The 26,270-nt window shown below is 45.6% G+C and carries 20 protein-coding genes and 1 pseudogene; 16 read left to right on the top strand and 5 right to left on the bottom strand.

The annotated features are described in order from the left end of the window. The first annotated feature begins 105 nt into the window (after positions 1 to 105). The 4 genes from NFR99_RS08350 to NFR99_RS08340 all read left to right on the top strand — a co-directional run bounded on the left by NFR99_RS08350 (position 106) and on the right by NFR99_RS08340 (position 2,692). Entirely contained in the window at positions 106 to 438 is a 333-nt protein-coding gene (locus tag NFR99_RS08350; RefSeq protein ID WP_251353405.1) for a hypothetical protein, read from the top strand. A gap of 156 nt (positions 439 to 594) precedes the next feature. Then, positions 595 to 765, top strand: a complete 171-nt coding sequence (locus NFR99_RS15560; RefSeq protein ID WP_416388333.1) for an excisionase — start codon at positions 595 to 597, stop codon at positions 763 to 765. 99 nt (positions 766 to 864) lie between these two features. Continuing rightward, entirely contained in the window at positions 865 to 2,070 is a 1,206-nt protein-coding gene (locus tag NFR99_RS08345; protein ID WP_251353404.1) for a site-specific integrase, read from the top strand. Between the two features lie 169 nt (positions 2,071 to 2,239). Then, on the top strand, positions 2,240 to 2,692 hold the full coding sequence (locus tag NFR99_RS08340) for a low molecular weight protein-tyrosine-phosphatase (RefSeq protein WP_251353403.1): 453 nt from the start codon (positions 2,240 to 2,242) through the stop codon (positions 2,690 to 2,692). Between the two features lie 273 nt (positions 2,693 to 2,965). Here NFR99_RS08340 and NFR99_RS08335 read toward each other — a convergent pair whose 3' ends face one another. Beyond that, entirely contained in the window at positions 2,966 to 4,267 is a 1,302-nt protein-coding gene (locus NFR99_RS08335; protein ID WP_120486516.1) for an IS110 family RNA-guided transposase, read from the bottom strand. A 507-nt stretch (positions 4,268 to 4,774) separates the two neighbouring features. Here NFR99_RS08335 and NFR99_RS08330 point away from each other — a divergent pair. The 3 genes from NFR99_RS08330 to NFR99_RS08320 all read left to right on the top strand — a co-directional run bounded on the left by NFR99_RS08330 (position 4,775) and on the right by NFR99_RS08320 (position 10,672). Continuing rightward, entirely contained in the window at positions 4,775 to 8,308 is a 3,534-nt protein-coding gene (locus NFR99_RS08330) for a glycoside hydrolase domain-containing protein (protein ID WP_251353402.1), read from the top strand. A gap of 98 nt (positions 8,309 to 8,406) precedes the next feature. Continuing rightward, the gene (gene cysK, locus NFR99_RS08325) at positions 8,407 to 9,333 is read left to right on the top strand and encodes a cysteine synthase A (RefSeq protein WP_120484744.1); all 927 of its coding nucleotides are present in this window, start codon (positions 8,407 to 8,409) and stop codon (positions 9,331 to 9,333) included. Positions 9,334 to 9,391: 58 nt separating this feature from the next. Then, complete coding sequence (locus NFR99_RS08320; protein WP_120484745.1) at positions 9,392 to 10,672, top strand: O-acetylhomoserine aminocarboxypropyltransferase/cysteine synthase family protein; 1,281 nt, start codon at positions 9,392 to 9,394, stop codon at positions 10,670 to 10,672. A 124-nt stretch (positions 10,673 to 10,796) separates the two neighbouring features. Here NFR99_RS08320 and NFR99_RS08315 read toward each other — a convergent pair whose 3' ends face one another. The 3 genes from NFR99_RS08315 to NFR99_RS08305 form a co-directional block, all read right to left on the bottom strand. Then, complete coding sequence (locus tag NFR99_RS08315) at positions 10,797 to 11,975, bottom strand: ribose-phosphate pyrophosphokinase (RefSeq protein ID WP_135975709.1); 1,179 nt, start codon at positions 11,973 to 11,975, stop codon at positions 10,797 to 10,799. 97 nt (positions 11,976 to 12,072) lie between these two features. Next, the gene (locus NFR99_RS08310; protein ID WP_135975708.1) at positions 12,073 to 13,083 is read right to left on the bottom strand and encodes an ATP-binding protein; all 1,011 of its coding nucleotides are present in this window, start codon (positions 13,081 to 13,083) and stop codon (positions 12,073 to 12,075) included. Between the two features lie 21 nt (positions 13,084 to 13,104). Beyond that, entirely contained in the window at positions 13,105 to 14,148 is a 1,044-nt protein-coding gene (locus tag NFR99_RS08305; RefSeq protein WP_251353401.1) for a DnaD domain protein, read from the bottom strand. Positions 14,149 to 14,313: 165 nt separating this feature from the next. Here NFR99_RS08305 and murC point away from each other — a divergent pair, with 165 nt between their 5' ends. From murC to NFR99_RS08280, 5 genes are all read left to right on the top strand, one after another. Next, a complete protein-coding gene (gene murC / locus NFR99_RS08300; RefSeq protein ID WP_251353400.1) occupies positions 14,314 to 15,687 on the top strand; it encodes a UDP-N-acetylmuramate--L-alanine ligase in 1,374 nt (457 codons plus the stop codon). Between the two features lie 543 nt (positions 15,688 to 16,230). Next, on the top strand, positions 16,231 to 17,505 hold the full coding sequence (locus NFR99_RS08295) for a glucose-1-phosphate adenylyltransferase (protein WP_120484749.1): 1,275 nt from the start codon (positions 16,231 to 16,233) through the stop codon (positions 17,503 to 17,505). Beyond that, complete coding sequence (gene glgD / locus NFR99_RS08290) at positions 17,502 to 18,620, top strand: glucose-1-phosphate adenylyltransferase subunit GlgD (RefSeq protein WP_251353399.1); 1,119 nt, start codon at positions 17,502 to 17,504, stop codon at positions 18,618 to 18,620. The genes NFR99_RS08295 and glgD overlap by 4 nt, the downstream gene beginning before the upstream one ends. Before the next feature lie 83 nt (positions 18,621 to 18,703). Beyond that, positions 18,704 to 18,997, top strand: coding sequence for a septation regulator SpoVG (spoVG, locus tag NFR99_RS08285; protein WP_120484751.1), 294 nt, complete (start codon positions 18,704 to 18,706; stop codon positions 18,995 to 18,997). A gap of 16 nt (positions 18,998 to 19,013) precedes the next feature. Further along, positions 19,014 to 19,784 carry a DUF6612 family protein gene (locus NFR99_RS08280; RefSeq protein WP_120484752.1) on the top strand — a complete coding sequence of 257 codons (771 nt, stop codon included), beginning with the start codon at positions 19,014 to 19,016 and terminating at the stop codon, positions 19,782 to 19,784. Positions 19,785 to 19,874: 90 nt separating this feature from the next. Here NFR99_RS08280 and NFR99_RS08275 read toward each other — a convergent pair. Further along, positions 19,875 to 20,216, bottom strand: a pseudogene (locus tag NFR99_RS08275) (helix-turn-helix transcriptional regulator); the annotation flags it as partial. Between the two features lie 54 nt (positions 20,217 to 20,270). Between NFR99_RS08275 and NFR99_RS08270 the strand changes: the two are divergent. The 4 genes from NFR99_RS08270 to lacZ all read left to right on the top strand — a co-directional run bounded on the left by NFR99_RS08270 (position 20,271) and on the right by lacZ (position 26,234). Next, a complete protein-coding gene (locus NFR99_RS08270) occupies positions 20,271 to 20,510 on the top strand; it encodes a GH36 C-terminal domain-containing protein (RefSeq protein WP_120484753.1) in 240 nt (79 codons plus the stop codon). Positions 20,511 to 20,604: 94 nt separating this feature from the next. Beyond that, complete coding sequence (gene argS / locus NFR99_RS08265) at positions 20,605 to 22,371, top strand: arginine--tRNA ligase (protein WP_135975706.1); 1,767 nt, start codon at positions 20,605 to 20,607, stop codon at positions 22,369 to 22,371. 177 nt (positions 22,372 to 22,548) lie between these two features. Then, positions 22,549 to 23,130: a hypothetical protein gene (locus NFR99_RS08260; protein WP_120484755.1), complete on the top strand. Its 582-nt coding sequence runs from the start codon at positions 22,549 to 22,551 to the stop codon at positions 23,128 to 23,130. Positions 23,131 to 23,201: 71 nt separating this feature from the next. Further along, on the top strand, positions 23,202 to 26,234 hold the full coding sequence (gene lacZ / locus NFR99_RS08255; protein ID WP_251353398.1) for a beta-galactosidase, LacZ type: 3,033 nt from the start codon (positions 23,202 to 23,204) through the stop codon (positions 26,232 to 26,234). Positions 26,235 to 26,270 lie beyond the last annotated feature (36 nt).

Raw genomic sequence — 26,270 nt, 5'->3', positions numbered from 1 at the left:
AATTATCAATGTGCTTCAGTTGCCGAAAATAACTGGGGCATTTTTACTTTAGCAACGGCTGAAAATTAAGCGCTTACGATTAAAAACGGAAACCAACTAAAAAATATGATTCCATATCATAAAGGAAAGAACAAGAGATATTGGAAAAGCAATCTGCTGAGGGAATGCAGCAACAAGGAACAGTTAGACCAGATACCATTGTTATTAGACGTGAAAGATTTACTTGCACAGGCAAAGGCATTAGATAAAGATGGGCATTATCAAAGAGTAGCAAAGGGTATCTTGGAGCAATGTAATTATAACGATGTTTATTTGCAGAATGATTCTGATAAGGCAGAAGAAATCATTATCAGGGTACATGAAGCATATGAGAATTATTTAAAGGGAATACAGCTTATATCAGCGTCATATTCGGCAATATGTGGCGAAACTGCATAAAAGATAACCCCAACAATATTTAAGCTTTTAGGGGGATTCTGGTGCGGTTTAGCATATAGAATCTTCCTAGAATAACAATAGATGAATAAAGGAGATATGTATTGCTTGAAAGAAAAAGATATTTATAGTGTAGTACCAATTTAAGAAAGATTCTTACTGACAATTAAAGAAGCATCATTATATTTCAACCTTGGTGAAAATAAGATGCACAGGATAGCAAATGAATATGTAGATTCTGATTATAAATTCGTAGTTCAAAATGGTGGACGGACTATGATAAAGCGTAAAATGTTTGAGGATTTTTTAAACCAGACCACATCAATATAGACATGGAATAAAGGCAAATATCAATGGAAAAACAGCCCTTGGTGTGGTATGATAATACTGCACTAGGGCTTCTTCATACGAAAGGAGCAGATAACAGTAATGATTGAAAAAAGAAGGGATAAGAAAGGAAGGGTTTTAAGAAACGGAGAATGTCAGCGTAAAGATGGGTTGTATCAGTATGATTATGTTGATTTGAACGGAAAGGCAAAATGTTTATACAGTTGGAAGCTAGAGCCGGGTGATCCATTACCACAGGGAAAGAGAAAATGCAAGTCGCTCAGAGAAAAAGAGCGTGAGGTACAAAGAAATATTGATGATGGAATTGTACCCTATGGCGGTCAGCTTACGGTATTGGCACTGACAAAGAAATACATTCTGCAAAAGAAAGGGGTAAGGGAATCTACACGAGCAGGATATAAGACGGTTACAAATATTCTTGAAAAGGAAGAATTTGGAGCGAAAAGAATTGATAAAGTGAAATTGTCAGATGCGAAAGAATGGCTGATTAAATTGCAGGATCAGGACGGCAGAAGCTACAGTTCAATTCATACGATAAGAGGGGTGCTAAGACCGGCTTTTCAGATGGCGGTGGATGATGATTTGTTGAGAAAGAATCCATTTCAATTTGAATTGGTATCGGTTATTGTAAATGACAGTGTTACCAGAGATGCAATTACGCATGACGAGAAAAGAAAGTTTTTAGAATTTGTCAGGAATGACAAGCATTTCTGCAAATACTATGACGGCATTTATATACTGTTTTATACAGGAATGCGTATCTCTGAATTTGTAGGATTGACGATAAAGGATATTGACTTAAAGGAAAAGACAATCAACATAGACCATCAATTACAGAGAACAAGCCAGATGCAGTATATCATAGAGCCGCCGAAAGCAGAAGCAGGAAACAGGGTTATACCTATGCAGGAAGAAGTTTGTGAGTGTTTCAGGCGCATTATTCAGAACCGCAGGAAACCAAAAGTAGAGCCTATGGTTGGCGGTAAGGTTGGATTTTTGTATCTGGATAAGAATGAGATGCCTATGGTTGCCTTGCATTGGGAGAAATATTTTCAGCATATTGTAGAAAAATATAATAAAGTCTATAAAGTGCAAATGCCGAAGATTACGCCCCATGTATGCAGACATACATATTGTTCTCATTGTGCATCAAGTGGCATGAACCCAAAGCATTTACAGTATTTAATGGGGCATTCAGATATTAGCGTCACTTTGAATACATACACTCATGTAGATTTCGATAATGTCAAAAAAGAGGTTCAAAGCCTTGAAAAAGCTGTCCTGTAAATTCAGAAAATAAAGGTTGTTTTACAGAGATTTTTACAGAGAATGACCATAAAGATATGTGGCAAATCATGTCAAATCATGGAAAATCAGATAAAAGCGGTGTGCCACATAAAATACCGAAACCCTTGAAAATACAGCAAAATCAAGCATTTACGGAGGTTTTAGCAACATGATAAAAATATTATTCGTCTGCCACGGCAATATCTGCCGTTCACCCATGGCAGAATATGTTTTAAAAGATATGGTAGAAAAACGTGGGATTGCCAATCAGTTTTACATTTTCTCAGCAGCGACCAGCACGGAGGAAATTGGAAACGGGGTTCATTATGGAACCCGCAGGAAGCTGAAAGAGATGGGGATTTCATGTGGCAATCATCGTGCAGTCCGGATGCGGCAGTCAGATTATGAAAAATACGATTATCTTTTGGGCATGGATGGCTGGAATATTCGTAATATGCGCCGTATTGCGGGAGATGATACAGAAGGGAAAATCCACCGTCTTCTGGATTTTTCAGATAGCCCAAGAGATATTGCAGACCCTTGGTATACAGGGGATTTTGATGTCACTTACAATGACATTTTGGAAGGATGTGAAGCTTTTCTGGATTCCCTGGCATTGTAATCTGACTTTATCCTGAAGTTTATCCTCTAAATTTTCAAAGTATAATTTATCGAGGAGAGTGTTGCTGTCTGTTTTCTTTAAATAAATACTATAATCAGCCTAATAAGGGGTTGCTTATCTTAGAAAAACACAATATAATGTATTAAACGAGTGAAGAAAACACATAGCATTCTGGTGATATGTCAAGAACTTTTTGAAAAAGATTTTGATATGTTTTTCAGAAAAAAGGGTAACTTTAACAGACCTTCGGTATATTTTACGAAAAACCGAAGGTCAGTTCGACTCGATATTATATTCGGTGTCCAGCTTTTCGCCGGTGTACAGTTGGTTTTTGACCAGCAATCCAAAAACGAGTCGTACAAATTTACGAGATGTAAGCGCGAGTGCTCTTTTGTGCTGATGTCTGGTTACCTCAGCATATTTTCTGGCATAAAAATCAGCATATTGAGGGATGTGCTTCCTGACGCTGTTTGCCGCTTCGCCAAGATAGTAGCGAAGATAGGGATTTCCGGCTTTCGACATGTTGTTGTCCTCAGAAGTGAAATCTCCGGAATCACCTTTAGGCCAGTAAAGCCCGGCATATTTGGCAAGGGCATCGGACGAATGAAATGCTGTTATATCGCCTATTTCTGACAGGATCCCGGATGCCCATACTGGACCTATTCCAGGTATGGACCTGAGGATGATCAGGGCATTAGGGTTCATTCCGTTGATGCATTTCCCAATCGCCTGCTCTATCAGCCTGATTTCTTTCTGATAGGCATGGATGCAGTTAAACGAGCTTGCCAGTGATATGTTCAGTGGTTCGTACATGCACTTGTCTAACCGGTAGGAATCCCTGGCTGCCTTCCGCAGAAGTTCGGAAGTTTTGGATATGTCAGAGATGCGGTTCCTGCTCTTTTCCGCAAGAAAAGCAAGCAGATCCTCTTCCGGCATATCAATGATCTCCTGTGGTGACAGAAATTCTGTCAGGACAGCTGAGGACGTGGCACCATAGAGACTGCCAAAAGGCTTATCATCACCTTCAAGGAGCTGAAGCTCACTAAACTTCAGATAAAGATTAGACACCATATAAGTCTTCTCCCTGGTGATGCACTCAGAAAGGTGCATACGGTGCCTTGTAAGGCGTTTCAGGGCTATGAACTGCCCGCCGTGCCATGGCTCCAGTTTTTTCGTGCGGCCTACCCTGCCAAAGTCTGCAATGAGATATGCATCTGTGGGATCAGTCTTCTCCATTCCGATATAGGACTTTCGGTAATTGGAAGTGGTCTTTGGGTTTACACAGAAGACGTAAGGTCTGTAGGGCATGAGAACCTCGCTGGTCGACAGGAAGTTGGAAATATGCACGCTGTACACAGAAGTGGATTCCAACACGATAAGAAGGGTATCCAGGTTTTGATGCTTCTGCATACACTCCGCAATCATATCCACAAGCTGATCGGCACCCGGCTGATTATTGCCAAACGATGATGAGATGTATTTGTTTTCCTCAAAGTCCATCGCATAGACAGCATTGGTCTTTGAGCTTACATCAATACCTACAAACAAGGTGGACATATAGTTGATCTTTAACATGATATCACCTCCGTTCTGATCGGGATTTGTGAAGCCTGAAGCAAAAGGGTTATCCTGTGCTGCATACGGTGACCGAAACCTCGCGCAATGAGCATGCACCCAGTCAGCCTTTCTTGCTGGGGCTAACGGCTGGGGATGAAAATTCTGTGTCAGCGGAATATGCCGTATGTGCCAGGCTGAATGCTATCGAAGCAGTCTCGGACTAAGCCGGCTGAAAGGAGGAACAGCAGTGCCTTCGGACATCAGACTCTGCCTGATATCATACCACAGGATAAACAATTATGAAACTGGGTTGTACAGGTGATGAAAGGGTGGGAGGGGAATCCTCCTGATTGCCTTCACCTATATCATTAAGAAAGGATTATCAAAGTAACTGTTGACAGTATAGATGGGATAGGATATGGGGAAGATTCTCCTTCTGAATTATCCTTCATCTATATCACAAAAAAGAATAAGTCCATAGCCTGTTTTGATTGGCTATAAACTTATTATACGAGGAGGGAAAATATGAAAGGAGAAAAGAGAATATTTAAAACGATTATGAGCGTGCTGTTGGCGGTGGCGGTGTGCATTGCGGCGTTTCCGTTTTCAGAGAAGAGGGTTTGTGCGGAAGGCATCAGAGAGTACACGATTATGTCACGTGACGTGACAGGAGAGACAGATGTATTTGCATATTACCCTTCGTCTAAATGGAGGACGGGGCAAATAAATGAATACTTTACGAGTGAACCGGTAGATACGCAGATAGCTAATGGAGCTGCGGCTTCAGACATTTACTATACTGTCAAGTTTGTGGGTATAGGAGCAGTTCTATACGGATACAAAGCGCCTGCACACGGAGCGAGTGTAAAGGTTTTTGTGGATGATGAGGAGAAAGGGAGTTTTGACAGCTATGCAGCCCAAAGGACATCAGAAGATGTGGAACTTTGGAGAGTAGACGGACTGGAAGATAAAGAGCATATATTGAAGGTAGTAGCCACGGGAGGGCGGAATAATGCTGTAACTAATGCTGCAAACACCCATATTGAGGTGACGAAGGCGGTTATTACAGTTCCGGTTGGAACTGCGACGGGGATTGTGCTTGACCAAGATTCTTACAATATAAGAAAGGGAGAGTCGGTGAAGCTTACATACCAGTTTCAGCCTGAGGGCGCGCAGAGGCCGGATGATCTGGTATTTGTATCCGGGGATACTTCGGTGGCAGAGATTGATGAGCAGGCAGTGATTACGGCGAAAGGCGTAGGGGAGACGGAAATTACGGTTTCTTCAGAGAGCGGTAAATTTTCAAAGAGTGTCAGGCTTACCGTTCTGGAGCAGAAGGATGACTTGGACGCTATGTTTGTAGACAGTGGAGACCAGTATCAGCAGAAGGCTTACGAAAGGCTTCGGACAGGTGAAAAGGAACGCTCCAGGCAGGAATGGGCATGGAAAAACGATAGGGCAGTTTCTGAAATCGCAGTCCTGAGCAAAGGGAAAAATCTGGAGAATGTTTCTGTAAGCGTAACGGATCTTCAGAGTGTTTCAGCATCAATCCCTGCTTCGCAGGTAGAGCTTTCTTTCGTGAGGGAGGTAAAGGCATATACGGGGCATGCGGGATGGTATGCACAAAACAAGGCAATGAGACCGCCAACTGGCGACAGAGAGTATTTTCCGGAAGTAATCTATTCCGGTGACCCGGTTGACGTGGACAGCGAAAGGATTCAGCTCGTATGGGTGGAGACTTCTGTTCCGGAGAATACACCGGCTGGAGTCTACAAGGGAAAGATTACCATTTCTGCCGAAAATACAGAGGAGACGGTGGAACTGGATTACGCAGTGGAAGTGCAGAATGCAGTACTTCCTGATCCGCAGGACTATTTATTTGATGTGGAATATTGGAGCCATCCATATAATGTGGCATATTATTATGAAGTAGAACCATTCTCGGATGAACATCTGGAACTTTTGAGACAGCATATGGAGTTGTACAAAAGCCTTGGCGGACATGCTATTACAGCAAGTATTGTGGAAGAGGCGTGGGATGGACAGACCTATGGCGGAGGGAACGATATCCATTATCCATCGATGATTAAGTGGATTAAGAATACAGACGGAAGCTGGAGATTTGATTATACACATTTTGATAAATGGGTGGAATTGAATCTGGAGATAGGGATTGCAGATAAAATTATCTGTTACAGCATGATGCCTTGGGATAACGTTGTGAAATACACGGATGAAGCTTCCGGGACGATGATGCAAATGAGGGCACAGCCTGGCAACGCAGTGCAGTATGCGGAGGTGTGGCAGCCATTCATGGAGGATTTTGTAAGACATTTGGATGAGAAGGGCTGGTTCGACAGGACTTATATAGGGTTTGACGAGCGGACAGGTATGGCAACCGCCCTTAATCTGATTGATTCTGTTCAAAATAAAGATGGAAATGTTTTGAAGAAGTCAGCAGCTTTTAATGATTTCCAGAGTAATAAGGCAGTATTTGACCGTCTGGACTCTGCTTCGGTAGGATTACAGCAGATTCGTGATCACCTGGAAGGATTCAAACAGCAGATTATAGAGAGAAGGGACAATGGTAAGGAGCTGACGCTGTATACGGCGACGGAGCATGTGCCTAATAGCTTTACAAAATCTAATCCGGTGGAGAGCTACTGGACGATTATGTATGCGGGTTCCCTGAATACCACAGGCTTTCTGCGCTGGGCATATGATGCATGGGTAGAGGATCCGCTGGAGGAGTCTACGCACTGGTCTTTCCCGGCTGGCGACTGTTTTCTGGTTTATCCGTCAGAAAAGGATGCTGAAGTGAAGGAAAGTAAATTTTCTATACGTCTGGCGAAGCTGAATGAAGGCGTGCGGGATATAAATAAGCTTTATATGATGCGGGAAGAGTATCCGGAACTGGCAGCGAAGGCAGATAAGATTTTGGAAAATGTGAGCGGTGATGAAATTGGTGATTATGAGTACAGCACTATGGCGCCAACAGATAGCTGGGGGCGTCAGGCGAAGTGGCTCACAGAAAAAGGAAAGAAGGATATGCTTTCTGATATGGCAGCTGTGAAGCAGGGGCTTTATGAGTTTACAAAAGAGTACACGACGAAAAAGTATCCGGGTACGATTCAGGAGATTGAAATTTTAGGAGCGGATAAGAAGGAGTTTGAGTGTGGTGAAACGCTGCAGCTCTCCACGTGTGTGGAACCTTCGACGGCGGCACAGTCTGAGGTAAGCTGGAGCAGCAGCAACCCGTCGGTGGCATCTGTAGATGGTAAAGGGCTTGTCACCATGAAAAGTGCAGGGGAAGCAGTGATTACGGCAGCATCTGCGGAGAATGCCAATATCATGCAGAGCATTAAGGTTCGTGTTGTTTCTTCAGAGGCCAAGGAAGAACTGAACCGGCAGACAGATGCTATAGCTAAGCTGCCAAAGGATAAGTATACGGCTGATACATGGAAGAAGGTAGAAGTAGCGCTGGCAGAAGCGAATGCCGTCTTAAAGAAAACGGATGCTACGCCTCAGGAGATTAAAATAGCTTTGGATAACCTGAAGAAAGCGGTGGATGGACTGAAATTGGCAGAAGCAAAACCGCCGGTAGATATTCCGGTGAAACCGACGCCGGCTTTGGAGAAGGGAAAAGAATATTCTGTGGGAGCACTGAAATATGTTATACTTAGTACGTCTCCGGCGAAAGCAGCCTTAAGCGGCAGCAAGAGTAAATCCTTAAAGACTTTGAAGATGACCCCAGAGGTCACGGTTAATGGCGTAAAGTGCAAAGTGACAGGGATTCAGGCCAAAGCATTCAGAAACTGTAGGAATCTGAAGAGCGCGGTAATCGGGGCAAACGTCACAACCATAGGAAAGCAGGCATTTTATGGCTGTAAGAAACTGAGCAAAATTAACTTCAAGGGCAAGAAGGCGCCGAAGCTGGGTAAGCAGGCATTTAAGGGAACTGCGAAGAAGGTGAAAGTTTTGGCAGTGAAGATGAAGAAGAAACAAAGACAGGCATTTATGAAAAAATTGAAAAAAGCAGGTATGCGTACAATAAAGTAAGAAAGAGGGGGACGGTGCAAAGTTCTCAAAACCACTTTGTTTTTACCGGAATTTGTATTATAATAAAGAGCAAATAGCAGTACAGGAGGATAAATAAGGTGATTTATAATAATGTACTGGAGGCAATTGGCCACACGCCGATAATCCGGTTAAACAAGATAACAGGGCAGGATTCAGCAGAAATCCTGGTAAAATATGAAGGAGTGAATATAGGCGGTTCCATTAAAACCAGAACTGCTTATAACATGCTCAGAGAGGCAGAGAAAGCAGGAAAGCTAAAAGAGGATTCCATCATTGTGGAGCCGACAAGCGGTAACCAGGGAATCGGAATCGCATTGGTAGGGGCGGTGAAAGGCTATGCAGTCAGAATTATTATGCCGGATTCTGTCAGTGAGGAGCGCAGGAAGCTGGTGCAGCAGTATGGGGCGGAAGTGATACTGATCCATGACGCCGGAGATATCGGGAAATGTATTGATGAGTGTCTGGAAACGGCGCTTCGCATGGAAAAAGAAGATTCCAGAGTTTTTGTGCCTCAGCAGTTCTCGAATCCTAACAATCCGCTGGTACATAAGTATCATACGGCAGTGGAGATTTTGGAGCAGGTGGAAGGTCCGGTTCACGGCTTTTGTTCCGGAGTGGGAACAGGCGGCACGCTGTCAGGAATTGGGGAAGTGCTGAAAAATCAGTATCCGGATATCACAATCTGGGCAGTAGAGCCGGAACACGCAGCGATTCTTTCGGGAGGAAGCATCGGAACCCATCTGCAGATGGGGATTGGAGACGGGCTGATTCCCGATAACCTGAATATGGGAATTTATGAGGATATCTGTGTGGTAACGGATGAAGAAGCTTTGGAAGTGTCGAAAAGGCTTGCCAGAGAGGAAGGGCTGCTCTGTGGGATTTCGAGCGGTTCGAATGTGGCGGCGGCTCTAAAGCTGGCGAAAAAACTTGGACCGGGAAAAACAGTTGTTACGATATTGCCGGATACGGGAGAGCGCTATTTCAGCACGGTTCTTTTTTCATAAAGCAGTGAAGCTAGTACGCCAACACGAAAGAAAGCAAATAAGGAAAGAGGAGAAAACGATGAGCGAGTACAGAATCGAGACAAAATGCATCCAATCCGGCTGGAAGCCAAAGAAAGGGGAGCCGCGTGTGCTTCCGATCTATCAGAGTACTACATTCAAATATAATACTACGGACGAGATGGGAAAACTGTTTGATTTGGAGGAGAACGGATATTTTTACACCAGGCTCCAAAACCCTACAAATGATGCAGTAGCGGCAAAGATTGCGGATTTGGAGGGAGGCGTGGCGGCTATGCTCACCTCATCCGGGCAGGCGGCAAATTTCTATGCCGTGTTTAACATTTGTGAAGCAGGCGATCATATTGTCTGCGGTTCGGCGATTTATGGCGGTACGTTTAACCTGTTTGGGGTTACTATGAAGAAGCTGGGGATTGACTGCACGTTTGTGGATGTGGATGCCCCGGAGGAGGAGATTGCAAAAGCTTTCCGTCCAAATACGAAAGCAGTCTTTGCGGAAACAATTGCAAACCCCGCGCTTGTAGTGCTGGATATTGAGAAATTCGCGAAACTGGCACATGATCATCAAGTGCCGCTGATTGTGGACAATACCTTTGCAACTCCGGTGAACTGCCGGCCTTTTGAGTGGGGGGCAGATATTGTGACGCACTCCACCACGAAATATATGGACGGCCACGCGATGCAGGTGGGCGGAGCCATTGTTGACAGTGGAAACTTTGATTGGACAGCATATGGTGACAAATATCATGGACTGACGCAGCCGGATGAGTCTTATCACGGCGTTGTGTATACGGAGCGATTTGGGAAAGCAGCTTATATTACAAAAGCAACCGTTCAGCTGATGAGGGATTTGGGGTCGATTCCGTCCCCCCAGAACTGTTTCCTGCTGAACGTGGGGCTGGAGACGCTGCCGCTGCGTGTAGAGCGTCATTGTTACAATGCGCAGAAGGTCGCAGAGTTTTTGAGCGCGCATGAAAAAGTGACCCAGGTAAGTTATGCGGGACTCCCGGGGGATAAATACCATGAGCTGGCACAGAAATACATGCCGAACGGAACATGTGGCGTTATCTCATTTGAGGTGGCGGGCGGGCGCGACGGCGCCGTGCGTTTTATGGACAGCCTGAAATTGGCGGCGATTGTCACCCATGTGGCGGATGCCCGTACCAGCGTGCTTCATCCGGCGAGTCACACGCACAGGCAGATGAACGACCGGCAGCTGGTGGAGGCGGGGGTTTCCCCGGGAATGATTCGTTTCTCTGTGGGAATCGAAAATGTCCAGGACATCATTGCCGATTTGGAACAGGCTCTGGCGAACGTCTAAATTTTATAAAAGTGATATAAAATGAGCTGTTGTAAAACAAACGGTTCCCGCAGGATAAGGTACACATAGTATCATATCCTGCGGGATTCTTGTATTCTACAACAGCCTTTGAATATTTCTTATTTTAGAGAGGCTTGTTATGGGAAGCCAGGAATTTATGAATTCTATCCAGCGGATTGAGCAGGGTGCTCAGGGAAGCATCATGGTTTAACGTATCGATGATATAAGCCAGATATTTGCTCATGTCGCAGTTAATGTAATAAGGCTTCTTAAGCAGCTCCGGCGTCTGGTAAATCAGGTTTGTAGTCAGCACATAATCAAGCAGCCCTTCCTCGTAAGCCTTGTCAAATTTTTCCATTCCGTTGGTAAAAAGACCAAAAGTTGCACACATAAAGATACGTCCGGCTTTACGTTTTTTCAGCTCGGAAGCTACTTCCAGCACGCTTCCGCCGGAGGAAATCATATCATCTACGATAATCACATCTTTGCCTTCGACATCAGAGCCGAGGAATTCATGGGCAACGATCGGGTTTGTCCCATTTACGATTGTCGCATAGTCACGGCGTTTGTAGAACATACCCATGTCTACGCCCAGTACGTTAGCCATGTATACGGCACGTCCCATGCCCCCTTCATCCGGGCTGATAATCATGGTAGAGTCTTTGCCGATGTGAAGGTTTGGGACAGCGCGGAACAGTCCTTTGATAAACTGATAGACAGGTTGTACGGTATCAAAACCTTTCAGCGGGATAGCGTTTTGCACACGTGGGTCATGGGCGTCAAACGTGATGATATTGTCTACACCCATATGTACGAGTTCCTGAAGCGCCAGGGCGCAGTCCAGAGACTCGCGTCCGGTGCGTTTGTGCTGTCGGCTTTCATATAAAAATGGCATGATGACGGAAATTCTTCTGGCTTTTCCGCCCAGCGCAGCAATGATTCGTTTCAAATCCTGGAAATGGTCGTCTGGGGACATATGATTCTCATGTCCGCAGAGTGAATATGTCATGGAGTAATTGCATACATCTACTAAAATGAAAACATCGTCGCCCCGGACGGATTCATTCACAATACCTTTTGCCTCTCCAGAACCGAAACGCGGCACTGCGGTATCTAAGATATACGAATCTCTCTGATACCCTTCAAAAGCGAGGGTGGTTTTGTGGGCATTTTCGCGCTCACGTCTCCAGGTGGCCAGATATTTGTCCACTTTTTCACCAAGTTCCCGGCAGCTCTCCAAAGGGACGATCCCCAAAGGTCCCACTGGAATGGTTTCCAGCATGCGTTCTTCTGTTATTTTCATACATAATCCTCCATAATTTCATAAAAACTCGTCAGGTCCGGTTTCTGCGGACACCGCCTCAAAATACCCTTATAGTTTACCACAAGATTCTGTTTGGTCAAGGTTTTGTTTTAATCTGAGGCCGCAGCTTTTTCATAATACGGATATCGTCGCCAATAAGTTTCCGCATCCGGTAATTGCTGGAAATGCGGGAAAATACCCGCTCTGAGTAAGCGTCACGGAAAATATCGATGGGCATGTTGGTAGATATAATGGTGGATTTCTTCCGTATCAGGCGTTCATTGATACACAGAAAAAGCTGTGAGGATACGAAAGAGTTTGTAAGTTCCGTGCCCAAATCGTCGATAATCAGTAAGTCACAGTCGAAAATATAGGCGTGCATCTGCTGCAGCTCGGCGATGTCGTCACCTCTTCCGAACGTAGTTTTTGAAAATAAATCAAATAGCTCAAAGGCAGAAAAATAGATGACGGAGTGGGCGCTTTCGAGCAGATCTTTCGAGATGCAATGGGTGAGGAATGTTTTTCCTACGCCTGTATCTCCGTAAAGGAAAAAGTTATCCGGAGTTTCGTCGAAACAGCGGATAAATTCATGGCATTCTGCCACAAGTTTTTGCATAGTGGCGAGAGCCGACAGCCCGGTGGCAGGGTTGATGATTTTTTCGGAATAATAATCAAAAGAAAAGTTTTCAAAATTTTCTTCCAGCAGAATTTCGCGGATATTGGACTGGGTATAAAGAAGGTCAATGACTGCCTGGCGGAAGCACCGGCATTTTTCTGTCCCATGGAATCCGGTATCTTGACAATCCGCACAGGAATAGTGCATTTCCAGATAGTCGGCGGGAAAGCCGTGTCCGGTTAGAAGCGCCCTGCGCCTGTCGCCCAGGGCGGCAATCTGTTCCTTTAAATCCTCCAGTGCAAAATTATCCCCGTTCAACAGCTTTTTTGCGTGTTCTACGCTGAGAGAGGCAATTAAGCTGTCAATCTCGGAAAGTTCCGGTACTGCGGTATAAGCCTCGGCAGTGCATTCATCCTGACGACGTTTATTTGTTAGCTGCCGGCGGTGGTATTCCCGCATAATTGTGTCGTATTGGGTATTTTTTAATGCCACGGCGGCACCTCCTTTTGGAATTTAAGTGTTTAGCAGCTGTTTTTCGAGCTGTTCAAAGTCGTAATCTCTCTGATGGAAATTGTTAAATTTATTTGCAGGAGCCGTTTTGGGCTTTTCTGCTTTTTGCTTCTTTAGGTGCGCGGCATCCAGAGCCTTGATATCGGAGAGGTGATGGACGTTGGATTTATGCCATTCCGATAGGATTTTGTCGGCATATTGGAAGTTCGGCCGCTGTGTCTGGGCAATGGTGCGTGCGCATGCCTCCAAAATAATCTCAAGCGTAAAATGGTAAGTATTCAGCCAGCAATCCATGTATTCCGTTTCAGGTTTTGCAGGACCGCGCCCTTTGATACCAAAAGCATTAAGGATTTTGTAATAATTCCGGTTATAGAGGTTTGTGCTCTGCTTTGCTTCATGAACGGTATGGATGCCCTCTTTTGCCCATTCAAAGGCCACTTTTTCCATGTAGTGGCGGCTTTTGCTGCCTTTTGATACACAGTACTCAATCAGGTACTCAATTAAATCTTTAGAAAAATGCAGTTCATCATAGAAATACAGAATGTTGGAAATTTCTGAAGGGCTTAAAGGCTTGCCAATATATTGTGCGGCAATAAATAAAAGCTCCTCGATATCTTTCTGTGCAGACAGGGCGGCAATCCTATCAGCAGAAAGTATGGCTTTTTTCGGAGATTCCTGTGTAGCGGCTGCTTCTGCCGCATGTACGGGTGCATCTGCCTTTTTTCCAAAACCATCAAAGCAGATTCCGCTCAGGGAACCGTCCGCATCGAAATCCAGATACAGAAGGCCTTCTTTTTCCCAATAGGAAAGCGCCCGCCGGATATCCTTTTCTGTATACTCTAAATCTTCCGCAACAGCCTCCAGGGAAACTTCTTTTTCAAAGGATACGGTACGGAGAAGATAGAGGTATAGTTTCACGTATTCTCCGTTTGCCCGTGGGAGATAGCTGTCTATAAAATCATTCGGCACGCATGTCATGCCGGAGTCGATGTGCGTATGTAAAGTAATATTGCCCAAAATATCCACCTGCTTCTTTCTGTCTGTCAAAGAGCCGAACCGCCCGCGGAGGGGAAATCCGGCCAATCATAAGCCGTAACAAGAGTATAGCATAACTTCGGAAAAAAGAGAACGGCAACTTCCGCGAAATTTTGTGTGAAAATGTGCGCGGGGTGTGATATAATGAAAGAAATTTTGTTTAAAGGAGCGTTCAACATGTATCAGATAGATTTTTCAAAGCCCATCCATGTTCATTTTATCGGGATTGGGGGGATTAGTATGAGCGGGCTGGCATCCATCCTGCTAAAGCAGCAGTTTCACATTTCCGGTTCGGATGCAAAAGAGTCGGCTCTGACAGTGGGGCTGGAAAAGGAAGGGGCTGTCATCTATTATGGGCAGAGGGCGTCGAATATTAAGGACGGCACGGATTTGGTGGTTTATACGGCTGCCGTGCATCCGGATAATCCGGAGTATGCAGAAGCAGCGGTAAGAGGGATTCCTATGATGAGCCGCGCAGAGCTTTTGGGGCAGCTTATGAGGAATTACAGGACGCCGATTGCCGTTTCCGGCACGCACGGGAAAACTACCGTGACCTCTATGGCGTCGCATATTTTGCTGGAGGCAGATATGGATCCCACGATTTCAGTGGGAGGTATTCTGAAAGCAATCTGCGGAAATATTCGTGTGGGAGGACACGAAACATTTATAACAGAGGCGTGTGAGTATACGAACAGCTTTCTGCACTTCTATCCCCGAATCAGCCTGATTTTAAATATTGATGCAGATCATCTGGATTTTTTTAAAGATTTGGAGGATATCCGGAATTCTTTTCGTTTGTTTGCGCAGCGGCTTCCGGAAGACGGTATATTGATTATCAGCAGTGAAATTGAAAAACTTCATGAGATTACGGACGGGCTTCCGTGCAGGGTGATTACTTATGGAGAAAATGGAGAATATACGGCGGAAAATATTTCTTATGATGGACAGGGACATGGCTCGTTTCATTTGGTAAAACAAGGCGCGCTTCTGGGGCGTATCTGTCTCAAAGTTCCGGGTAAGCACAATATCTCCAATGCGCTGGCGGCAGCGGCGCTGGCGGATGTGCTGGGCATTTCGGCGGAAACAATACAGAGAGGGCTTCAGGGATTTTCCGGTACGGACAGACGCTTTGAGAAAAAGGGAGAAATCGGCGGAGTTACGATTATCGACGATTATGCCCATCATCCGACAGAGATACGCGCGACTCTTGAAGCGGCGCAGAACTGCCCGCACAAAACTCTCTGGTGTGTATTTCAGCCTCATACCTATACGCGCACGAAAGCGTTGATGGAGGATTTTGCCGACGCACTCTGTAGTACAGACGAGGTGGTTCTGGCAGATATTTATGCGGCGCGGGAGACAGATAACCTGGGGATCAGCTCAGGTGATTTGATGAAGAGAATCAATGCCAGGGGCGGTAATGCCCGGTATTTTACATCCTTTGATGCCATTGAAAACCATTTGCTGGAGCATTGCGGCGCCGGGGATGTAGTGATTACTATGGGCGCCGGGGATGTAGTAAAGATAGGGGAACATCTGCTGGGGCAGTAGCAGCAGACAGAGATAGGAGTTATCCACAGTATCCACATGTTTATGCACATTTTTTGTGTGAGGACATGTGGATTTTTTTGTGGACATCTTTGTTTACATAAGTTTTCGGCATAATTTTTGTTTTTTCTGCTTTTTCTTGTATTTGAAAGCATTCTGCGGGTTCCGGGAAGAAGTCATGCACAAAGTTATCCACAGTATCCACAATATCCACATGCGGATATCCACTAATAAATTTGTCCGGCAGGGCATAGATTTGTGAATAAGACGCAGCGGTTCTTTATTTATCGCAGGCGTCTAATTAGGCAAAAAGCATAGAGGAGAGAATAAAAATAGAAAAAATACACAATAATATACTGGGGATATAGCGAAAAAAGAAAAAAATACACAAAAAGAAGACGGAACGGGGGATTTGACGTGAATGATTTTGGTAAAAATAATAAAAACAGGATGAGTGGAGTGAAAAAAATTGTAAAATATGTTCACAACTGAAAAGAAACGTGGTATAATGTGGACTAACAAAAAATTACAACAAGAGGTGATAGCGTGATTAAAAAAGAAATGATTGCTATGCTGCTGGCAGGCGGACAAGGCAGCCGACTTGGTGTGCTCACTTCAAAAGTGGCAAAACCAGCTGTAGCGTTTGGCGGCAAGTACCGTATTATTGATTTTCCGCTGAGCAACTGTATAAACTCAGGAGTAGATACCGTGGGTGTATTGACCCAGTACCAGCCATTGAGGCTGAATACACATATTGGAATCGGTATTCCGTGGGATTTGGACAAGAATGTGGGGGGGGTTTCGATTCTTCCTCCATATGAAAAAAGCTCGAACAGCGACTGGTATACGGGTACGGCAAACGCCATTTACCAGAATCTGGATTTTATGGAGCTTTACAATCCTGAGTACGTCCTGATTCTCTCAGGCGACCATATTTACAAGATGGCATACGAAGTGATGCTGGAGTTCCACAAAGCGAATAACGCGGATGTGAGTATCGCGGTTATGCCGGTACCGATGGAAGAGGCAAGCAGGTTTGGCGTCGTGGTGACAGACGACAATAACCGGATTACAGAATTCCAGGAAAAGCCGGAGCATCCGAAGAGCAACCTGGCGTCTATGGGAATCTACATTTTCTCATGGAAAGCTCTGAAAGAAGCGTTAGTTACGCTGAAAGACCAGAGTAACTGCGACTTTGGTAAACATATTATCCCATATTGCCATGAAAAGGGCGAAAAGCTGGTAGCTTATGAGTATAATGGTTACTGGAAAGATGTGGGAACCCTCGGCTCTTACTGGGAAGCAAATATGGAGCTGATTGATATTATTCCGGAGTTTAACCTGTATGAAGAGTTCTGGAAAGTTTACACGAATAATGAGATTATCCCTCCGCAGTATGTAGCAGAAGACGCGGTTATTGACAAATGTATCATTGGGGACGGAAGCGAGATTTATGGTGAAGTTCACAATTCTGTCATCGGCGCCGGCGTTACGGTAGGGAAAGGTGCGGTAGTGCGTGATTCTATTATCATGCGCGGCGTGCATATTGGTGAGAATGTGGTCATGAACCGGGCGATTGTCGCGGAAAATACCGAGATTGGAAAAGGGGTAGTGCTCGGTGAAGGAGAAAATGTACCTAACAAGGAGAAGCCGCACGTATATTCCTTTGGACTGGTGACAATTGGAGAGAATACGGTGATTCCTGACGGTGTAAAGATTGGAAAGAATACGGCGGTTTCCGGTAAGACCACGGCAGAAGATTATCCCGGCGGCATCCTGGAAAGCGGCGAGACATTAAATAAGGCAGGTGAGGTACTATGAGAGCAGTAGGAATAATTTTAGCTGGTGGAAACAGCCATCGCATGAAAGAACTTTCACATAAGCGCGCAATTTCGGCAATGCCGGTTGGAGGCAGCTACCGCGCCATCGACTTTTCACTCAGCAGCATGAGCAATGCGTCTGTTCAGAAGGTGGCAGTGCTGACGCAGTACAATTCCCGTTCTTTACATGAGCACCTAAATTCTTCAAAATGGTGGAATTTCGGAAGAAAGCAGGGCGGTCTGTTTGTGTTCACTCCTACAATCACTACGGACAACAGCGCATGGTACAGGGGAACAGCGGATGCGCTTTACCAGAACCTGGATTTCCTGAAGAGATGCCATGAACCATATGTTATTATCGCATCCGGTGATTGTGTATATAAGCTGGATTATAATAAAGTTCTGGAATATCATATTCAGAAAAAGGCGGATATTACTGTTGTATGTAAGGAGATGCCCCCGACGGAAGACATGACCCGCTTTGGACTTGTGAAGATGAACGAGGACAGCAGGATTGAGGAATTTGACGAGAAGCCGATGGTTTCTACTTCTAATACGATTTCTACCGGTATTTATGTAATCCGAAGAAGACAGCTTATTGAGCTGGTGGAACGCTGTGCGCAGGAAGAGCGTTATGATTTCGTAAGGGATATTTTAATCCGCTATAAGAATCTGAAAAGGATATACGGATATAAGATTCAGGATTACTGGAGCAATATCGCTACAGTGGAGTCTTATTACCAGACAAATATGGATTTCCTGAAACCGGAGGTGCGGGATTACTTCTTCCGTCAGCATCCGGATGTATATTCCAAGGTTGACGATCTGCCTCCGGCAAAATACAATCCGGGCGCAGAAGTAAAGAACAGCCTGGTTTCCAGCGGATGTATTATCAATGGGCGCGTGGAAAATTCCGTACTGTTTAAGACGGTTTTTGTAGGTGAAAATTGTGTGATTAAGAATTCAATTATTTTGAATGACGTACATCTTGGCGATAATACGTATATTGAGAATTGCATTGTTGAGAGCCGCGACACAATCCGGGCAAATTCCCATTATGTTGGGGAGGACGGCATTAAAATTGTCCTGGAGAAAAACGAGAGGTATGTACTGTAATCCGGTTTGGAAAATGGTATAGAGGAAATGATGGCTGTGTCAGGGAAGGGACAGCCGGCAAGAGGTTGAAAGGGGCACAGGGTATGAAAATTACGGATGTGAGAGTGCGCAAAGTTGCAAAAGAAGGAAAAATGAAAGCAGTTGTTTCAATCACGATTGATGATGAGTTTGTAGTGCATGATATTAAAGTCATCGAGGGTGAGAAGGGTTTGTTTATCGCTATGCCGAGCCGTAAGGCATCTGATGGCAAATACCGTGATATTGCACATCCCATAAGCTCCGGCACTAGGGAAAAAATCCAGGGAATTATCCTTCAGCAGTATGAAATCGCTGCGGCACAGGAGGAAGAGACTGGAGAATCAGAAGATATTTTATAAAAGAAAGGGAAAAGACATGAAAAAGAGAATTTTGACAGCGATGCTGCTTGTGGCAGCAATGATTTGCCTGACGGCATGTGGGAGCAAAGTGACAGCAGAGGAAGTTTTGGAAAAGGCAAGCGCAAAGCAGCAGGCCATGACAGATGTTGATATGAGCGGGAAGATGGCTATGAATATGGAGATAGCCGGACAGAGCATGGACTTTGATGTAGATATAAGCGCCAAAGAGACGGGAATCAATACGGAAGATATGAAGATGGCTATGGAAATGAAGATGAATCTTCTGGGCCAGGATATGAGTACGAATACCTATTACACCGATGGATATTATTATACAGACGCTATGGGTACGAAGTCAAAGGTGGCGATGAACCTGGAGGAACTGAAAAAAACTCTTGAGTCAAGCAACGGTTTGATGGAGATACAGGCAGATATCTATAAGTCTCTGGAAATGAAAGAAGAGGGCGGAAACTATGTCATCACGTATGTAGCCGATGCTGACAAAATGGCAGATTTTGTAAATTCCCTTATGGGAAGCACAATGTCTGGCGTGACAGGCGGGGCAGAAGGCATGGATTTAGGCCTGGATAATATGAGCGGTACTTTGACTGTGGACAAAGACTTCAATATGCTGTCACAGAAGGTCAAGATGGATATGACCATGAGCATGGAAGGCCAGGAGGTGAAAGCGTCTATCGATGCAGATATGACAGTCAACAATCCGGGACAGGAAGTGACAGTAGAGCTTCCGGCTGACTTGGATACTTATGAAGAAGTAACACAGTAGGAACTATTCAGCGAAAGAGATAAAGATGCGGCGGGGGCAGACAAATGCCCCCGCTTTTCAGATTTAAAAGGATGTATTTGTACGGCGGAATTATGACAGCATATTTCCGCCGCTATGTTCATACCGCCATTGTCTTGGCGGTATTCCGTACACATTTTTGAACGCGCGGGAAAAGTGGAGCTGGTTAGGATACCCGACTGCATTTCCGATATCCGCGATAGACAGGCTGGTGAGCTTTAGAAGTTCAGCGGCCTTTGTCATGCGGTAAGAGATTAGAAATTCTTGCGGGGATTTCCCTATATCTTCATGAAAAATTTTGCCAAAATAGCTGCGATTTAGACCGCAGGAGGCTGCGATATCTTCTACAGAAATAGGATTTTGGAAATTCTGTTCAATAAAAGAGAACGCCTCCTTAATGTAAAAATCGCGCAGGAAGGAAAGTAGTATCGTCTGTCAAATCCGTTTGAAGATGCTTACGGAGCATGGATGTTTGTTTCGGAAGATATGGAACGTGCTCTGGTCAATGTGGTGATGTTTGAAATTCACGGGAATATGACGGTAAACTATGTGAAGCTCAAAGGGCTGGAGGCGTCGGCGCTTTATGAAGACCTTGCTGCCGGGAAGTGTTATCATGGAAATGCGCTGATGGAAGCAGGAGTACCCATGCCTGTGGAGATGGGGGAATATCTGGCATATCAGATAGAACTGCGCCGGAAGCAGGATTGAAATTCAAAAGTAACCATTGAAAATCACGGAAATACTTGCTATGATAAGGACTGGAATATGACAAAATGATTTGGAATAGAAAGAGGATAGCAAGATGAAGAAGATTCTGGACTTTATCACCGGGGAAATGGTACAGGCTTTCAAGGCGGCAGGTTATGATGCGTCTTATGCAAAGGTATCCCTGTCAAACCGCCCGGATTTGTGTGAATATCAGTGCAATGGAGCGATGGCAGCTGCGAAGGCATACAAGAAAGCCCCCATTGTGATTGCGAATGACGTTGTGGAAAAATTGACAGAGAGCAAGGTGTTTTCAGAGGTATCAGCAGTAAATCCCGGCTTTATCAATTTGAAACTGGAAGCAGGTTTTTTGGCAGATTATCTGCAGAAGATGCAGGAAGATGAAAATCTTTCTATTGAAAAAACAGCAGAGCCCCGGAAGATTATGATAGATTACGGCGGGCCAAACGTGGCAAAACCGCTGCATGTCGGACATCTGAGATCAGCGATTATCGGCGAGAGCATTAAGCGCATGGGGCGCCTGATGGGACATGAAGTTTTGGGAGACGTGCACCTGGGGGACTGGGGACTCCAGATGGGGCTGATTATTACAGAGCTGAAAGTCCGCAAGCCGGAGCTGGTGTATTTTGACGAGGCATACGAGGGAGAATACCCGGCAGAGCCGCCGTTTACCATTGGGGAGCTTGAGGAAATCTATCCGACGGCCAGCGCACGTTCAAAAGAGGACGAGGCATATAAAGAGGAAGCCATGCAGGCAACTTATCTGCTGCAGCATGGACATAGAGGTTACCAGGCGGTTTTGCACCATATCCTGCAGGTGTCAGTCACGGATTTGAAGAAGAATTATGAACGTCTGAGCGTTTCGTTTGATTTATGGAAGGGAGAGTCAGACGCCCAGCCATATATTCCCGAAATGGCAGAATATATGAAGAATGCAGGATATTCCCGTCTGGATGAGGGCGCATGGGTAGTGGATGTAAAAGAAGAGAGCGATACAAAAGAAGTGCCGCCCTGTATGATACTGAAATCAGACGGCGCATCCCTGTATACAACGACAGACCTGGCGACGATTATTGACCGCATGAAAAACTACCACCCGGATAAAATGATCTATGTGGTAGACAAGCGTCAGGAGATGCATTTTATACAGGTATTCCGCTGCGCGAGAAAGACGAAGCTTGTGGAAGAGGGCACGGAGCTGGAGTTTTTGGGCTTTGGAACGATGAACGGAAAAGACGGAAAGCCCTTTAAGACCCGCGAGGGCGGCGTGATGCGTCTGGAAAGCCTGATTCAGGATATTAACGAAGAGATGTTCAGAAAAATTACGGATAATCATGAGATTGATGCAGAAGAGGCCAGGGAGACGGCGAAGATCGTAGGCCTGGCGGCTATCAAATATGGAGATTTGTCAAATCAGGCGTCCAAAGACTATGTGTTTGACGTGGAGAGATTCACTTCTTTTGAGGGAAATACAGGCCCATATATTTTGTATACAATTGTTCGTATCAAATCGATACTGAATAAATACCGGGCGGGCGGCGGCAGCTTGGGGACGCATGAAATCAGAAAGCCGTCAGGCAGCAGTGAAAAGGCGCTGATGCTGGTGCTGTCCAGGTTTAACAGCGTTATGCAAAATGCGTTTGACGAGCTTGCGCCGCATAAGATATGCGCGTATATTTATGATTTGGCGAATGAATTTAACCATTTTTATCATGAAACGAAAATTCTTTCTGAAGAAAATGAGGAGCAGAAGGCATCCTGGATTCAGCTTCTGGCATTAACGAAAGACGTGCTGGAGCTTTGTACTGACACTCTTGGATTTTCCGCACCGGAAAGGATGTAACGTTACTGTGAATGGAACAGATGGTAATGTAAAAGAATTGTAACGAATATCCCTCAGTAATACCGCATAAAATAGTAGCAACAGCCTGTAAGGCTGTTGCTGCTATTGGTTTACAGAAAGGACATGCTGTTTCACAAAAAGTGCAGAGGCGGCATTGTTTTATGCGGAGGGATTAAAATGAAGGAACGGAAATTTTTCAGGATAGCGGGGCTGTTTATGATTTTGGCAGCGTTTTGGGTGGACGGTATGCTGTTTCTGCGGGTGCAGGGGAATTCCCCGGTGTCGGTAGTGACGGTTGGAGATGTATCAGCGATGCTTATGGAAGCAGGGGAAGCAGGCGCAGAAGACGAAGAAGGCTGGCAGCTTGTCGTTGAGGATGCCAGGCCGGGGCAGGCCATCAGCTGTAATCCGGTGGTGTGTATGTCAGATGATTCAAAACAGGCATATATCCGGGCGAAGGTTTCGGTAGAAGGGCTTTCCAAAAAGAAAGGGCGTGAGATTTTGGAACATCTGGAGCAGATGCCCTCGTGGAATTATAATCCGCAGGACGGATATTATTATTTTAAAGATCCGGTATCGGCAGGTCAGCAGATTCCGATTTTTGAATGCGTACATATACCAGAGCAATGGAAAGGGGCGGATAAATTTCAGGTTGATATTATGGTGGAAGTGGTGCAGACTTCCCGGCTGATACCGAAAATTGACGCCGAATGCCGGATGCTGGAGTGGATTCCTGCGGGGCGGGCAAAATTGGATTGACGGCAGAAGAGTAAAGGAGTACATTGTGTTTGAAAAAAGACTCCCTGTGAGCGGCAAAGGAGGAAAAAGAAGTGAAGGTGTTTGACTATGGAAAAGTAAAAGACCCGGAATATTTTGCAGATGGAAGGTGCCCCATGCATTCAGACCATGTGGCGTATGCTTCATGGGAGGAATATGAGGAGAGAAACAGCAGTTTCCGGTATTCTCTGGACGGCTTATGGAAATTTGCATATGCAGGGAATTACGCACAGACAGTACCGGGCTTCGAACAGCCGGAATATGACTGTAGAAGTTGGGGAGATATCCGCGTTCCGGCAAGCATTCAGATGGAGGGGTGGGATATTCCTCAATATGTCAATGTCCAGTATCCCTGGGATGGCAGGGAAGAGGTTTCGCCGGGGGAAATTCCGGAAAGGTTTAACCCCATCGCCAGTTATGTGAAATATTTTACAATCCCCGGGCACATGCAGGGCAAACGGCTATACCTGTCTTTTCAGGGAGCGGAGAGCGGACTGGCTGTCTGGATGAACGGCTCATTTGCAGGGTACAGTGAGGATAGTTTTGCACCGTCGGATTTTGAAATCACCCCTTATGTACGAGAGGGAGAGAATAAATTGGCAGTCCGGGTATTTAAGTGGACGTCCTCAAGCTGGTGTGAAGATCAGGATTTTTATCGGTTTTCGGGGCTGCATAGGAGCGTATACCTTTATGCCGTGCCTCAAATACATATAGCAGATATGCGCATCCGCACATTGTTTGATGAGGGGTATCGTGATGCAGAGCTGGAAATCTGCATAGAAGCTGTGCTTTCAGGCAAAGCTTCGGCAAAGCTGACGCTTTTAGGGAGTGAGGGAGAGATATTTTCACGGACAGAGAGCCTGGAGGAACATAATACATTCTGCTATCAGGTGTCTGCCCCCAGGCTGTGGAGCGCAGAGAAGCCAAACTTGTATGAGTTGAGGATAGAAGTATGGGATGGGGCAGGAAATCTGACAGAATGTATCTCTCAGAACGTAGGATTCCGAAAGTTTGAAATCAAGGACGGCATTATGTGCCTGAATGGAAAAAGGATTGTATTTAAAGGGGTAAACCGTCATGAGTTCAGTTCAAAGACAGGGCGTGTTGTCTCAAAGGAAGAACTTCTCCAGGACATCCTGACTATGAAGCGGAATAACATCAATGCGGTACGCACCTCCCATTATCCGAACAGTTCAGAGCTTTATGAGCTGTGTGATGTGTATGGCCTGTATCTAATCGCAGAAAATAATATGGAATCCCACGGAAGCTGGGAGCCGATTGAGCGCGGCAAAGGAGAAATAGAGGATGTGCTTCCGGGAGACAGGGCAGAATGGGAAGCTATGATGCTGGACAGGGTAAATTCCTGCTACCAGAGAGACAAAAACCACCCATCGATTCTGATTTGGTCGTGCGGAAATGAGTCTTTCGGCGGAAGCGTGATCTGGCATATGGCAGAACAATTCCGCAGATTGGATGATACCCGCCTGGTTCATTATGAGGGGATTTTCCATGACAGGCGGTACCGGGATTCGAGCGATATGGAAAGCCAGATGTATTCTTCGGTGGAAGCGATTAAAGAGTTTTTGGCAAAGGACAGGAGCAAGCCTTTCATAAGCTGCGAATATTCCCATGCCATGGGAAATTCCTGCGGGGCAATGAATAAATACACGGAACTGGCCGATACGGATATGTCTTACCAGGGCGGTTTTATCTGGGATTATATCGACCAGTCGATTCGGAAAAAGAACCGCTATGGAGAAGTGTTCCAGGCATATGGCGGTGATTTTGGGGAGCGCCCCACAGACTATACATTCAGCGGAAATGGTATTGTTTACGGAGGAGAACGGGAGGAGTCTCCGAAAATGCCGTCCGTAAAATATAATTACCAGGGAATTGATGTGCGCTTTGAAGGCGATATGGTTCATATACGGAACAAAAATCTGTTTACCCGTACATCAGAATATAGCTGCACAGTGCTTGTAGAGCGGGAAGGGAGGCAGATAGAAAAAACAGTGCTGGAAACAGATGTGGCGCCTCTTGCGGAAAAGGCATATCCTTTGCCGGTGAAGCGGAGGACAGCGCCGGGAGAATATGCCGTGACCGTTTCCTTTGCGCTGAAGGAAAGTACGCTTTGGGCAGAGGCAGGTCATGAAATAGCGTTTGGGCAGATGATTTACCGTGTGGAAGGTTCGGAAGAAACTCATGGAGGGAAAATCCGTGTGATTCATGGGGAATGGAATACCGGAGTGCAGGGAGAGAACTTTAGCGCCCTGTTTTCGAATTTGAGCGGAGGGATGGTGTCCTACCGCTATGGGGGAAAAGAACTGCTGGAAACGATTCCAATGCCAAACTTCTGGCGGGCGCCTACAGATAATGATAAAGGGAACATGATGCCTCAGAGATATGCCCAGTGGAAGATTGCCAGTATGTATCTGACCCATAAGCCGTTCGGAAAGCCGGCACAAAGCGAACCCCGGGTGGAAGAAGCAGAGGACAGCGTTACCGTAACCTTCCGGTATGGGATGCCCGTTACGCCAGAAGCAGAATGCTTTGTGGCTTACCGTGTGTTTGGCGATGGGACGGTTCAGGTGAAGCTTTCCTATGCACCAGTCAGGGAACTGGGGGATATGCCGGAATTCGGTATGATGTTCCGGTTAAACGCAGATTATGAACATGTGAAATGGTATGGATATGGTCCGCAAGAAACGTATGCTGACCGTATGCAGGGGGCGAAACTTGGTGTTTACAAAAATCAGGTAAAAGATAATCTGGCAAAATACCTGGTACCCCAGGAGTGCGGGAATAAACAGGGAGTACGCTGGGCGGAAGTGACAGATTATAAAGGGAGAGGGCTTAGGTTCTGGGGAGAAGAATTGAATTTTTCCGCTCTGCCGTATACGCCGCATGAGCTGGAAAATGCAAGACATGTGTATGAACTGCCTCCGGTGCACTACACTACGGTACGGGTGGCAAAAGCCCAGATGGGAGTCGGAGGCGACGACAGCTGGGGCTCCAGGACACATCCGGAATTTCTGCTGGATGCAGGGGAACCAATGGAATTTTCCTTCTTCTTCCGCGGGATTTGAGCGTAACGGCTGGCTTTTAACGAATCAAATACGCTG

The organism is Hominisplanchenecus murintestinalis, assembly GCF_943193015.1.
GTDB classification, from domain to species: Bacteria; Bacillota; Clostridia; order Lachnospirales; family Lachnospiraceae; genus Hominisplanchenecus_A; species Hominisplanchenecus_A murintestinalis.
The sequence above is the reverse complement of the archived record's forward strand: the minus strand, read 5'-3'. Positions and strand labels throughout refer to the sequence as shown.